This is a genomic window from Gudongella sp. DL1XJH-153 (genome assembly GCF_049310905.1).
Lineage (GTDB): Bacteria > Bacillota > Clostridia > Tissierellales > Tissierellaceae > Gudongella.
In genome coordinates, this window is the sequence record NZ_JBMEMN010000004.1 from 11,753 (window position 1) to 25,636 (window position 13,884).

Here is a 13,884-nt window from a genome sequence, read left to right on the forward strand (position 1 = left end):
GTTATTCCCCCATTACATCAGTTTTTAATTCGCGTTTCCTTAAACCGAATCTCTTTTGAAAATATCCACTTATGCCTATTAGACAAAGTGTAGTTATTGTAATAGCGGTAATTATCCTAAAATTCATGGGTTCAGATAAAAATACCACTCCGATGATTGTAGTAATTACTATACGATTTGAAGAGATAAGTGCGCCTGTTGAAGAATCAACCATTTTGTAACCTAAAGTCATGGTAATTTGACCTAATGTTCCAAATATAGATGCTAAAAGAATCAAAGGTATAGCATCCATTGGTACTGAGGATAAATCATTGTAGACAAATGGTAAGTTAATGAAAAAGCCTATCAGCATAACATAAAAGATTACTAGGTATGTATCATCTTTTTTCCGGGCTAAAGTAAGCGCCATTACACTAAAAGACGATGCAATCGCTGAGAAAAAGGCTAAACTGTCTCCCAAATTAATTGAGTCAAATGTAGGATTAACAATTATGTAAGCAGCAAATAGCATTAATGCCATATAGATATATTTACTTCTATCAACCTTTTCTTTTAGCACCATAGGTGTCAAAAGTATTATGAAGCCTGGATATAACATGTGAAGCATATTGGCTTTGGTAATAGTAGTATATTCAAAACTTACGAAATACGATATTATCGCTAATGCTGAAAATATTCCTCTCATAAAAATTGGTTTGAAATTTTTTGCTTTAAAACTCTTTTTTGCCATAATCATAAATATCAGCATTATTATGCCTGTAAGGGAAAACCTGCCTATTGATACTATAGATCCTGCTACATCCCAATTTGAAGTTACTATTTTCCCAAATACCGCACTTAAGGAAAAAGATATTGCTGATAATATTACAAGTACAATACCCAAGCTTTCCCTCCTTTAGCTAGTATGACAATATACAGGGAGTATTACTCCCTGTATATTTTAGTTAATTACTTTTATAATCTGCTAAAACCTTATCCAATGCTGCTTTTTTCTCATCTGATAGTTCAACTAATGGTCTTCTTGGGTAACCGCCTTTATATCCTAATTGGGTAAGAGCATACTTAAGACCTGAAACCCCAAATTTTGTAGTTACATTACTATTTATCTCAATTAATTTTTGTTGAAGTTTGAATGCTTCATCCATTTTGTTTTCTTTTACAAGAGATACCAATTTGCAGCAGTCTTCTGGAAGAATATTTGCCAATGCAAGAGTTGCTCCTCTAGCTCCTACAGCCAATGCTGGCAGTAGGTATCCTGCATTACCTGCAAATACTGCAAAGTCCTCGTCTGTATCTCTTACAATTTCTGCAATTTGAACAATATTTCCTGATGTATCTTTAATACCTACAATATTTTCATGCTTGGAAAGCTTAGCTATCAAAGCTGAAGAAAGATTAATTCCTGTATTTCCAGGCATATTGTAAATCATTACAGGTGCTGGAGACTCATCTGCAACATCCGTAAAGTATTTATATAGTATTTCTTCATTCATGCCGCCCTTATAATAATGAGGAGGTAAAAGAAGTACTGCATCCGCTCCTAATGCGGCAGCTTTCTTGCTCATTTCAATAGTCTCAAGAGTTGACTCACAACTTGTTCCCATTATTACATTCTTGTCTTTTGAGAAGTTTTCAATTACAAATTTTGCTACTTCCAGCTTTTCTTCCATTGTCAAAAATACAAATTCACCATTTGATCCTAGAACCACTATTCCATCAAGATCTGATTTTGACCATATATCCAGATTAAACTTGAGAGCATCATAGTCAATTTTTTCATCAGCGGTAAATGGTGTTATTATTGGCGTGTAAATCCCTTTTAATTCCTTTTTTCCCATTTTAGCAAACCTCCTAAATCTTTTCCAAAGTGTACTCTACTCCGAGCTTTTCTCCTTCTTCTCTTAATTCCTCTAGTACTGCTCTAGTGACTGGAATACCATTTTCAAGTCTATCTTCTTTTTTCAATGCTTCAATTTCACCAGGTAGATATATTTCACTGATTCCATCTGCCTTTGGACTGCTTTTGACTTCCTGAATCAACTGATCTATATTCGACTTGAAATATTCTATAGGAACGAATTTTTCAATATTTATAACGCCGAAAACATTTCCTATGTTAGTTGGATTTTCAAAATCCGCATACATGTCGTTGATATGTTTCCCAAAACTCGATCCTGACAGAATTCCACACAAAATATCTATAAGCAATGCTATACCGTAACCTTTTGGTCCACCAAAAGGTAGTACAGTTCCATCCAGACCTTCTTGAGCATTAGTTGTAGGCTTACCATTTTTATCTATTGCCCAACCTAAAGGAATTTCTTGGTCGTTCTTAGCTGCAAGGATGATTTTACCTCTTGCCACCAAGCTTGTAGCCATATCTGCAACTATCGGTCTTTCTTTCCCTGCGGGAATTCCAACAGCAAAAGGATTTGTACCCAACAAGGCTTCTTTTCCTCCCCATGGGGCCATTCTCGCTGCTCCATTTGTGGCTGAAAATCCTATCATATCGTTTTCTATAGCAAGTCGACTGTAATACGCAGCTGTACCTATATGGTTAGATCCCTTAACAGTTACAAATGCTATACCTGTTTCTCTGGCTTTTTCAATTGCCATCTTCATTGCTCTATAACCAACTGGTGATCCAATACTTGCATTTGCATTAATTGAGGCTGTTGCAGGAAGCTCATTCTCTATGTCCAAATTACATACCGGCTTGTCTACACCTTCTCGGATTCTTTTAAGATATATTCCCATTCTACTAACTCCGTGAGAGTCTACACCATGGAGGTTGGCATCTACAAGGTTGTCTGAAGCGATCTCTGCGTCGTCTTCAGGAACACCTGCATTTATGAATAGTTTTTTACAATATAGTTTAAGTACTTGGTTATCAATTAATACTGTTTCATTACTCAACTATTTCACATCCTCTGTCATTCAAGGTTTTATCTACCCATTCTCTATCCATTGGAATTCCTTTATCTAAATTTCCAAGAATGTTCTTTTCGTTATTGTTAAAGGCTTTGACCTTTTCTATCAGCTCTGGTGCTTCTTCCGGTCTAACAAATATTAGACCATCTTCATCACCTATAACTATATCCCCTGGGAAAACTACCTGACCTCCTACAGATACTGGAACGTTAATCTCTCCTGGGCCATTTTTGTATGGACCATTAGGCTGTACTCCTCTTGCATATACAGGGAAGTCGAGTCCTCTTGTAGTGTCAACATCCCTTATCGCTCCATCAATTACAAAACCGGCAAATTTTTTCATGATTGCATAATTCATCATTATCTCACCACAAAGGGCTCTTTCAGTGTATCCAAATCCTGCAACCACAATTACATCCCCTTCTTTCGCAAGGTCTAGGGCCTTGTGAAACATTAAATTATCCCCTTGAGGTACTTTGACTGTAAATGCTGGTCCAAGCAGTTTGCTTTTGTTGTATGGCTTGATCGCTGAGTCAACAGCGGATATCCTACCCATGTTGTCATCGATATTCGCAACTGGTAGTTCTCTGAACTCGTTAACAAGTTCCTTGCTAGGTCTTTCAAAATCAGTAAAAATCCTAAATCCAAGATTTGACACTCTATCCTCTCCTTTTTGAGTTCATTTACTATAAAATCTATCAAGCTCTTTTTGCTCTTATTATAAATTATAATTTATAATATAAAAAATTATTCATCAGTATCAACTGTCATACCCTTTGATTGTAATTTTTTCATTACGATAGGTGATAGGAATGAAAGTAAAATCAATACAATTAACAATACAGACAGTGGTCTGCTAAAATAGTATCCAAACATATCTCCTCTTGACATAATCAGCGATCTTCTGAATCCTGCTTCAGCCATTGGTCCCAATATCATTCCAAGGACTACTGGAGCTGTAGCAAAACCTGTTTTTCTCATGAAGTAACCAATCAAACCAAATAGGACCATTACATAAATATCAAATGTATTGTTGTTTATTGCAAATGAACCCACAACTGATAATACTACAATTATTGGTGATAATACTCCTGAAGGTATCTTAGTTACATAGACTACATATTTTGCAGCCAATAGACCGACTATACCCATCAGTACATTGGCAATCATAAAACCAATGATTATCGAATAAGTAATTCCGGCATGTAGTGTGAATAACTCATGCCCTGGTTGCAGCCCTTGAATCAATAATCCTCCAAGAAGAACAGCAGTTGTAGCACTACCCGGTATTCCCAACGTAAGTAGAGGTATTAGCGCTCCACCTGTGACCGCGTTATTAGCTGATTCTGATGCCGCTATACCTTCAAGACTTCCTTTTCCATAATCCTGAGGATTTTTTGAAAATCTTTTAGCTTCATTATAACCAACCCAACTTGCGATGTCTCCACCTGCGCCTGGCAGAATACCAACCATTACTCCTATAATTGATGATCTAGTAATTGTAGGTATTAATTTTTTAAACTCTGCCATTGTCGGTATAACCCGACCTCTTAGATCTCCTATGACTTTATCGTCTTTATCAAACATAGATTCTACCTGAATCATTACCTGAGATAACGAAAATAATCCTATCATCGCTGGAACAAGAGAAATTCCTCCTTCAAGTGATGTAAATCCAAATGTAAACCTAGGAAATCCTGTCATTATGTCGACTCCTATAGTTCCAACCATAAGTCCGAATACACCTGCCGATAATCCCTTAACCATTGAATCAGCAGATAAACTTGCTATTATTGTTAAACCAAAGATTGCTATTAGAAAATACTCCGGTGCGTTAAACCTCAATGAAATCGTTGCCAGTGGTGGCGCCAGTATCAATAGAAACACAGCGCTTATGAAACCCCCTATCATAGAAGATACAGTTGCTACTCCTAAGGCCTTTAAACCTTTGCCTTGCAAGGTACACTGATAACCATCTATAGCTGTACATGCTGAGGCCGGTGTTCCTGGCGTATGTATAAGTATTGCTGATATTGATCCACCATACACAGCAGCTGTATATATTGCTGTAAGCATAGTTAATCCGGCTATGGGATTCATACCAAATGTCAAAGGTATAAGCAATGCAACTCCCATTGTTGCACTAAGCCCTGGAAGAGCACCTATTATCATTCCGCCAACTACTCCTGCTATCAACGCTATAATCGTCTGGGCATTAAGCAAACCCTCTGCAACTAGTCCTAATGCTTCAATCATTTAATCACCTCCTTCTGCTAAAATAGAATTCCTTTTGGAAATTGTACATTTAATTGCTTAACAAATACTAAATATACGAATATCATCATTCCAATAACAGAAACCAACATAATTGGAATTTTCTTGTATCTGTAGAAAAACATGAACGATGGTATGTATATAATTGTAGATACGAAAAATCCTAGGTATCTCAGAAGTATTGTATAAGCTGTAATTATTAACAATGCTGCAAGTGGCCATTTTAATCCACTTAGTGTTATAATGTCTTTTCTGTTCTCGCTAGTTAATATCTTAGATTTTGCAATCCCTTTGATGAGGATAAATAATGAGAAAAAGCCAAAAAGTCCGAATAAAATCTTTGGAAACAAGTCAGCACCTGTAGGCATTACTGCTGTTCTCATATAACCTAGCAAAGAAATCAACCCCATGAACAAACCAACATAAATATCATGGTGGATTTTCTTTTTCATGTTCAACCTCCTTATAGACTAGTATATGAGCAGGATTTGAAAGTCCTGCTCATACAAGTTGTTTAGTATCCTAGTAATTCACTTACTGCTTTTACATTATTTACATCTGATTCAAGGAATTCGTAATATTCGTCACCTTTCAGATGGTGAACAGCAAGTCCCATTTCGTTCATTTTTTCAATTTGCTCTGGATTATTTATAGCCTTATCAAATGCCTCTACTAGTATTTCAAGTACAGCTGGATCCATTCCATCTGGTGCAGCTAAGCCTCTAGCAGACCAAGTGTATACTCCGGGATAACCTGATTCTTCAAATGTAGGAACTTCTGGCATGAATTGGGATCTTTCTTCACTAAGAACTCCAAGCACTTTTACTTCCCCATTTTCGTTTGGAACTGCAACCTCTCCAACGTTTGCAAACCATACATCTATATGACCACCAAGCAATGCTGCTTTTCCTTCAGATGCTCCACTTGTTGCCAAGTTTACAAATTGTGTATCAAACTCCTGGTTTAGTCTAAGTTGTGCGATATGATCGTCTGAACCAGCACCAGTGCTAGCTGCTATCAGATCGTTCTCTTTTGCATATTCCATAAGATCTTCAACTGTATCAAATCTATCATCATCGATTTTAACAGCTACTGCACCATAATCTAGTACGTGATTTCCAATCAAATCAAAGCTATCAATGCTTTTATCTGTTCTATTGTACTGAGGGTCAAGATATCCTGTTATTAGGTTAGGAGTATTTATGTAACCTATTGTATATCCATCAGGATCAGCATTTGTTAAATCAGTCCAACCTACCCAGCCACCTCCACCGGGTTTGTTAACTACATTTAGTGGTACACCTAATTCTTCCTCCACATATGGAAGTAGTATTCTTGCACCTACATCTGTACCTCCACCTGCTGAATAAGATACTATTACATTAATTGGTTTATCTGGATATCCTTCAGCATTTCCTTCTGCTGGTGTTTCTTCTGGAGCTTCAGCTGGTGTCTCTTCTGGTGCTTCTGCTGGTTCCTCAGCTGGTTGGCTACATCCTACAAGTACTGTGAATGTCATCAAGGTTACTAATAGTAGTGCTAATAATTTTCTGTTCATTTTTCCCCTCCATTGTTTTTTTTTGATTCTTCCTCATCTTCCAAAATCCTATGCTTGTCTATCCACCTCCTTAAACGTAACTATTCAATCTCTTTAAAGCTTCTCTTATATTTATTTCAACTGCATTAGCAGCTCGTTCCTTATTCTTAGATTTTAAAGCATCAATAATCTCTTGATGCTGATCTATAGAAGTTGCTACGATGTATCTATAATCAGAAAATATTTCCATTTTCCGTGAATATACACTTAAGTCTTCTACATGATTTATGAAAGATATTGCTTGTTTATTCTCTGATATACTTCCGATTTGTTTATGAAAAATGCCATCATACATTCCAAATCGTCCAGGGTCATCTTTATCAACAGCTTCAATTATTTTACTAAGTATTCCTTCAAGCTCTTTTATATCAGCTTCAGTGGCGGAATCACAACATCTCCTGATTGCGTAGGTTTCCAGTATGATCCTTACGTCTACAATATCGGCGAGCTCTTCTAATGTGAATTCTTTTGCAAATACTCCTTTTCTTGGCACTTGAATTACAAATCCCTCAGCTGAAAGCTGATTTATGGCTTCCCTTACAGGTGTTCTGCTCATAGAGATTGACTCAGCCAGCAAATCTTCTCTTATTCTCTCGCCTGGCTTTATTTCACCTTTTAATAATCTATCCTTGATCAATTGATATGCTTTTGCTTTCAGACCTAAATGCTTCATTGATTTCCTCCGATATTAGTTTATAAGTCAATAGTACCATGGTAGCAAATCAATTTCAATTATAATTTATAAAGTATATATTATAATATTTTAATAATTCAAAATATTTGATATTAGACCCTATCTGTTCACTACATTAACTGGCTCACCACTCATATAAGCCTTGAAATTATCTATCGATATATTCATAAGTCTAGATCTAGATTCTTTTGGTGCCCATGATATATGAGGTGTAATAAAGGCATTACTTGCTTTAAGTAAAGGATTGTCCTCTTTTATAGGCTCTGATGATACAACATCTAATCCAGCATAATAAACTTTCCCTGAATCAAGTGCTTCCAGTAAGTCACTCTCATTAATTAATCCACCTCTTGAGTTGTTAAGTATTATGACCCCATCTTTCATTTTAGCTATACTATTTTTGTTTATCATTCCTTTGTTTGAATCAAATAAAGGACAATGCAGACTAATAACATCAGAGTTTGCATATAATTCATCTAATTCAACATATTTAAGATTCTCATTCTCAAGATCTTTTATTGGATATTTATCATTTGTAAGTACTTTCATATCAAATGCCTGAGCAATTTTTCCTACATTTTGTCCAATTCTTCCATACCCTACTATACCAATTGTCTTACCCGCTAATTCAATCAAAGGATGATTCCAAAAACACCAATCTTCATTGTTGCTCCATTCTCCTTTGAAAACCGCTTCACTGTGTTCACCAACATGGTGACAAATCTCCAACAACAAAGCAAAAGCCATTTGAGCTACAGCTGTTGTTCCATAAGTAGGTATATTGGTTACAATTATATTTTTATCATTTGCAGCCTCAATATCAACAATGTTATAACCGGTCGCAAGCACCCCAATATATTTGAGTTTTGGCATCTGATCCATCATCTCTCTACTCAGAGGAGTCTTGTTTAGAAGTATTACATCTGCATCCTTTCCCCTATCTATTATCAGTTCTTTATTATTTACGTCATAAGAAGTCCTATCATAAACGTTTACTTCACCATACTTCTCAAATTCTTTCCAAGACAAATCTCCTGGATTTAATGTATATCCATCAAGAACTACTATTTTCATCTGAAAACCCCCTAAGTTTCATTAATCTTCCTACATCTTCACCTGCGTTAATCAATAGCATCTCGGCATTGTTCATCGCTTCCGACAATGTCATAGGTTTTGTAATTATATCCTGAATAAAATCAATTCCTAGATCATAGACTTCACAAACGTCGTCTCCTCTGCTCCCGACAACGGCAACAACTGGTTTATTGAATTTTTTTGCCTTTCTAGCTACACCGACTGGTACTTTGCCATATTTGGATTGATTATCGATCTTGCCCTCTCCAGTTATTACTAAATCGGCATCCATAATATCGTTTTCAAAGTCAAGTAAATCAAGTAATACTTCTACACCCGGTTTTACGTTGGCATTACAAAATGCTATCATCCCAGCTCCAAGACCTCCTGCAGCACCTGCACCTGAAATACTATTAACATCATTTCTCAGTATTTCATTGATCTTACTAGATAAATGACTAAGCTTATCATCTAGTTCCAATACCATTTCTCTTGTTGCACCTTTTTGAGGACCATACACATAAGAAGCTCCATCTGGACCACACAGTTTATTTGTAACGTCAGAAATTACTGTTATCTCAGCACTATCAAGCAATGGATGTTTATTATGAGTATCTATGGATTGAATCTTATGCAATTCCCCACCACCAAAACCAATCTCTTTCCCATCAATATCTTTGAATGAGTAGCCCAAAGCCTGTGCCATACCTACTCCACCATCATTGGTAGCTGAACCACCCAGTCCTACATAAATCTTTTTAAAACCATTTTCTAGTGCAGCTCTAAGTATTTCTCCAGTACCATAAGTGGTTGTAATAAGTGGATTAAATTCATCTTCAGACAAAAGTGTCAAACCTGACGCAGAAGCCATTTCAATGACTGCAATTTCTTCGTATATAACTCCAAAACAAGTTTGAATCTTTCTTCCTAATGGATCTGTTGAATTGAGATAAACATACCTGCCATCAGTTGCTTCGACCAAAGTTTCTACGGTGCCTTCCCCGCCATCAGCCATAGGTATTCTGACTATTTCTGCATTCTTAAAAATCTTTTTATATCCAATTTCTATATTCTTTGAAACTTCTGAGGCACTCATACTACCTTTAAATGAATCAGCTGCAATAACAACTTTCATACAATATCACTCTTTCATTAACTTATATTTTATAAATATTCGGAATACTTTATTAATTATATTTTATAATCTTATGGATTTCTTTACTATATTATGTATAACAACTTATTCGTCTTTTTTTTGTTATGCCTAAGTTTTAACGACAATTTTTTTACAAGAAAAAACTGCCCTCTTTGTTACTTTAGACAGTTGATTTCTATATGTTATATTGCATTCTAATTCTTATTGTTGACTTGATGCAACAAAAACCCTAAGTATAGAACAAGAATACCTTCTATTTTTCTAGGATTATATCCAGTCAATTCTTTTAACTTATTGAGTCTGTATTGTAGTGTGTTTTTATGTACAAATAATTCCTCAGATGTCAATTTAATAGACCCATTGTTCTTGACATAAGTTTCCAATAACCGGTTATATTCTTCTATCTCATTTTCCTTTAAACTGCAGAAAACCTTATCAAGATATTCGCTGGCTACATTTTCGGAAATATCATTGATGATTAACCCTAAGTCCAGCTTGTTGTAATATATAATTTGCTGTTTCTTTGAAGCCATGCTTATATCCATTGCTTTTTTTGCTTCCTGATATGATCTCTTAATGCTACTTGGACTGTTACTTGTATTCCCAAAAGCAAAGTAAACTCCAACATCAAATCGCTCTTCCACATCATTGGATATATTATGAAGCACTTTTTCAAGATCTTTTTTTGGATCACTTTTCAGAATCATAATTATATTATTTCCGCTTTGTAGAATCAAGTTTTCTTCATCGTGTGATACATGTTTTCTGTAAATCCTTAATATTTTTTCGTTTACATTTGGTGACAATAATTGTTTTCTGTTTCGGTTAAATACATTTGATAATATTACTACCCGTGGAATAACTGTATTTACTCCTACTAACTCTCCTCTAGTCTTTAATATATCATCATTTGTTTTCCTCGAAAACAACAATTCTTCAAGAAATATACGAATGCTTTCCGAGTGTATGTTTTCTTGTTCTTTAATGTATGCTTCTTTGATTAGTATCTCAGTCATTCTTTGAATTATCATTCCGTATTTTTCAACTTCTGCATATTCACCAGTTATTCCAATCACTCCTACTACTTCATTCATAAAGTATACTGGAACGTTGATACCTTTTTTTGCACCCTCAAACTCATTGTCATACTTGATTAGTAAGTCAACCTTCTCAGTAAGAACTTTTCTTGCACCACCATGAAAATCTCCAATTCTATTTTTATCTGTGCTAGCAATTATAATAGAGTCTGTATTGAAAAAGTTGATGTCTTGATTAATTATAATCTTCATTTCTTCTACAATATTTTGAGCAATTTCCTTAGGCACATGCATTGGATCACCTCTGTTGGCTAGATTTTTTTCATGATCTTAGCTGAAAAATTCAAAAATTCTAATATATTTTTAAAGCCCAATTTCATCATTATATAATCTCTGGCAGATCCCCATGTTTATTGAATTCAAATTCACTCATTTCTCCAACAATCTCTAAATATGGATTAGACTTAGCTTCTTCGTATAGCGATTCAGATATATATGCATATTCCAAATCCAAAGTATTTTTAATCCTCATAAGTCTGACTTTGTTAAAATCTTCGATGTTCGATGTCTTGATTGCTCCCTGAATAGCGAGTTTATCAGTATTGAGAACCATTGGAATTTTAATTGATATCTGCACTGTCGATGTTATTGAATTCGGATAGGTTTGGTCAAATTTCATCTTGTTAAATAATCTACTAGTGGTAAAATCCGCCAAGCCGATACCATTTGCGTTTCCATGTGATTCCTCTGTGAGATCAAGCACAACTATCTTGCTTATATTTGGTCCTCCTGATGCATATGGTGTGTGGTATCTTCCAATTATATTCGTATCCATGCCTGTACCCGTAATATTCTTTCCTATTTCATCGATTACCAAAACATCCAGATTATCGAAAAATATTTTTGGAAGGTTTGACATTGCTCTCTCCAATAATGCGGGTTCTTTTGTAAATATCTCATCTTTTCTCATCGGAATTATTTCACATGTTTCATCATAAGCATTTTCTAATAATCCAACAGCTAGAACAATATTTTTCTTCTCAACTATCTTTCTTGAAATTTCTTCGATGTTTTCAGCCATCTTACCAAAGCCCATTCTATGACACATTTCAGCACCTTTTTGTTTTCCTAGTCCAATTGTTACCATCTTGGCAAGTCCGCTTTCATATTTACCTCTAAAAGCTACATGCGGTTTAATTCTATTGATAACTATTATACCGTCCGCTTCATTTGCATATTTATCTATATGTATTGGAAGATTTTTTTCTGTCCTACCAATTTCAATAACTTCCATCGAGGATCTTATTGGGGCATCTATATAATCCTCTGTAATTCCCATGGTTTCAAGGACTAGAATCTGACCTTCAGAATTTGCTCCCCCATGACTACCCATTGCTGGTATAATGAACGGCAAACCACCATGCTCTTTTACAAGAGCTACAATACTCTTTATTATCAGTGCGATGTTGGCTACACCCCTACTCCCTGCAGTTATTGCAATACTTTGTCCAGGTTTAATACTACTTAGCCCGCCATGCTCAAGAATTATTCTTCTAGCTTCATCTTCGATATTATCCATTCTTGGTCTATCAAATGTTTGTTTTACTTTATAAACTTTTGGTAATTTGACATCTCCAAGTAATTTTTCAAATATATCCATATAAGACCTCCTAAGATTTTACTTACAAACATTATATCATTAAATTAGTATTTACTGCTCCCTTTTTTGACCAAATGCATTCTATAAATAAATGTTTCGACATATATTATAAAATACACACAACTCTGTCACTCATTTTGACAGGGTTGTGTGTATTAATAAGGGTTAGGGGATACGTCCTTCTGAAGTCCCAAAATACTAAAGGAGATTAAATTATTAGCGTTAGAAAATGCAAGGGTATTCTAGCTTTACACAATTTCTTGGATACTCCAGAAGATTTTCCCTAATGTTGTTCAAACCCAATGGTCTGTAAAACTATTGTAGCTCTTTTGTAAGGGCTGCTACTCCCTTTCCTAAAACATCCACTCCCATTTTATAGAGTGTTCTTTCTATTGCTGTTATTGCTCCTGTAAGATCAAGCATATCGATATTCCCCATATGTCCGATTCTGAACATTTTTCCTGCATATGCTCCAAGTCCGCCTGCTACCTGAGCGCCTTCTTCAGCAAGTAAGGTTCTGAATTTCGCATCTTCGATGCCTTCAGGATAAAGCACACAAGAAAGTGTCACTGCTCTGTTTGCAGGATCTGCAAGGATTGAGAATCCCATTGCTTCGAGAGCTGCTCTCATCGCCTTTGCAACTTTTCTGTGTCTTTCATATCTTTCCTGAAGTCCTTCTTCCTTAATCAGTCTGATTGACTCCTGAAGAGCCCAGATCATGTTTACTGCTGGTGTTGCATAGTATTTTGAGGTGTCATTCATTATTGGAATCCACTTCTCAAAGTCTATATAGTATTCCTGGATATTTCCAAGTGATTTTCTTCTGTCAAGAGCCTTTTGGTTAGCCCAAAGAATTGCAAGTCCTGGTGCTACTCCAAATGCTTTCTGTGATCCTGTGAACAGGATGTCTATGTTCATCTTTCCAAGGGATTCTTCTTCTCCAGCTGATGCCGCAACTCCGTCAACAATATATATTGTCTCTGGGAATTTCTTCATCATTTCACCAATTTCAGCTACTGATGCAACTGCTGCTGTTGATGTATCTACATGAGTTACTGTTATTGCCTGGTAACTCTTTTCGCCAAGCTTCTTTTCTATGTCAGCTACAGGAACCGTTTTCCCCCACTCCGATGAAATTACATCTACATTAAGTCCTTTTTTCTCTGCTATCTCAATGAATCTGTCTCCGAAGTATCCGTGTGATACGATTAGAAGATTGTCTCCTCTTTTAAGTGTATTTGAAAGTGCCATTTCCATTGCCATTGTTCCTGAACCTGCCACTACAAATACTTCTCCATCCACATCCCAAAGCTCTTTAAGGTCAGTCAAAACTCCCTTGAAATCCTTTACAAAACCTGGATCTCCAAAAGCTACTGTCTCTCTTCCCATCTGATCCTGAATTGATCTTACAACAGGTGTTGGTCCCGGTATCATTACCAGTCTTCTGTTTTTCATTGATTG

13 protein-coding genes are annotated in these 13,884 nt (G+C 35.8%); all 13 read right to left on the reverse strand.

The features are described from left to right. Position 1 precedes the first annotated feature (1 nt). Positions 2-883 carry a DMT family transporter gene (locus ACOEN1_RS03115; RefSeq protein WP_422484960.1) on the reverse strand — a complete coding sequence of 294 codons (882 nt, stop codon included), beginning with the start codon at positions 881-883 and terminating at the stop codon, positions 2-4. A 61-nt stretch (positions 884-944) separates the two neighbouring features. Then, the gene (gene dapA / locus ACOEN1_RS03120) at positions 945-1,838 is read right to left on the reverse strand and encodes a 4-hydroxy-tetrahydrodipicolinate synthase (RefSeq protein ID WP_422484961.1); all 894 of its coding nucleotides are present in this window, start codon (positions 1,836-1,838) and stop codon (positions 945-947) included. A gap of 13 nt (positions 1,839-1,851) precedes the next feature. Continuing rightward, positions 1,852-2,916 carry an Ldh family oxidoreductase gene (locus ACOEN1_RS03125; RefSeq protein WP_422484962.1) on the reverse strand — a complete coding sequence of 355 codons (1,065 nt, stop codon included), beginning with the start codon at positions 2,914-2,916 and terminating at the stop codon, positions 1,852-1,854. Then, positions 2,909-3,589, reverse strand: a complete 681-nt coding sequence (locus ACOEN1_RS03130; protein ID WP_422484963.1) for an RraA family protein — start codon at positions 3,587-3,589, stop codon at positions 2,909-2,911. Before ACOEN1_RS03130 ends, ACOEN1_RS03125 begins: the two co-directional genes overlap by 8 nt. Positions 3,590-3,678: 89 nt before the next feature. After that, the gene (locus ACOEN1_RS03135; RefSeq protein WP_422484964.1) at positions 3,679-5,187 is read right to left on the reverse strand and encodes a tripartite tricarboxylate transporter permease; all 1,509 of its coding nucleotides are present in this window, start codon (positions 5,185-5,187) and stop codon (positions 3,679-3,681) included. A gap of 17 nt (positions 5,188-5,204) precedes the next feature. Continuing rightward, positions 5,205-5,657, reverse strand: a complete 453-nt coding sequence (locus ACOEN1_RS03140; protein WP_422484965.1) for a tripartite tricarboxylate transporter TctB family protein — start codon at positions 5,655-5,657, stop codon at positions 5,205-5,207. Positions 5,658-5,719: 62 nt separating this feature from the next. After that, a complete protein-coding gene (locus ACOEN1_RS03145) occupies positions 5,720-6,763 on the reverse strand; it encodes a tripartite tricarboxylate transporter substrate binding protein (protein ID WP_422484966.1) in 1,044 nt (347 codons plus the stop codon). A gap of 70 nt (positions 6,764-6,833) precedes the next feature. Then, positions 6,834-7,475: a GntR family transcriptional regulator gene (locus tag ACOEN1_RS03150; RefSeq protein WP_422484967.1), complete on the reverse strand. Its 642-nt coding sequence runs from the start codon at positions 7,473-7,475 to the stop codon at positions 6,834-6,836. Between the two features lie 120 nt (positions 7,476-7,595). Beyond that, entirely contained in the window at positions 7,596-8,570 is a 975-nt protein-coding gene (locus tag ACOEN1_RS03155; RefSeq protein ID WP_422484968.1) for a D-2-hydroxyacid dehydrogenase, read from the reverse strand. Beyond that, positions 8,551-9,705 (reverse strand): glycerate kinase, encoded by a 1,155-nt coding sequence (locus ACOEN1_RS03160; RefSeq protein ID WP_422484970.1) that lies wholly within the window; start codon positions 9,703-9,705, stop codon positions 8,551-8,553. Before ACOEN1_RS03160 ends, ACOEN1_RS03155 begins: the two co-directional genes overlap by 20 nt. A gap of 215 nt (positions 9,706-9,920) precedes the next feature. Then, on the reverse strand, positions 9,921-11,057 hold the full coding sequence (locus tag ACOEN1_RS03165) for a CdaR family transcriptional regulator (RefSeq protein ID WP_422484971.1): 1,137 nt from the start codon (positions 11,055-11,057) through the stop codon (positions 9,921-9,923). 88 nt (positions 11,058-11,145) lie between these two features. Next, on the reverse strand, positions 11,146-12,423 hold the full coding sequence (locus ACOEN1_RS03170; RefSeq protein WP_422484972.1) for a lactate racemase domain-containing protein: 1,278 nt from the start codon (positions 12,421-12,423) through the stop codon (positions 11,146-11,148). A gap of 315 nt (positions 12,424-12,738) precedes the next feature. After that, positions 12,739-13,878, reverse strand: a complete 1,140-nt coding sequence (locus tag ACOEN1_RS03175) for a pyridoxal-phosphate-dependent aminotransferase family protein (protein WP_422484973.1) — start codon at positions 13,876-13,878, stop codon at positions 12,739-12,741. Positions 13,879-13,884: the final 6 nt, after the last annotated feature.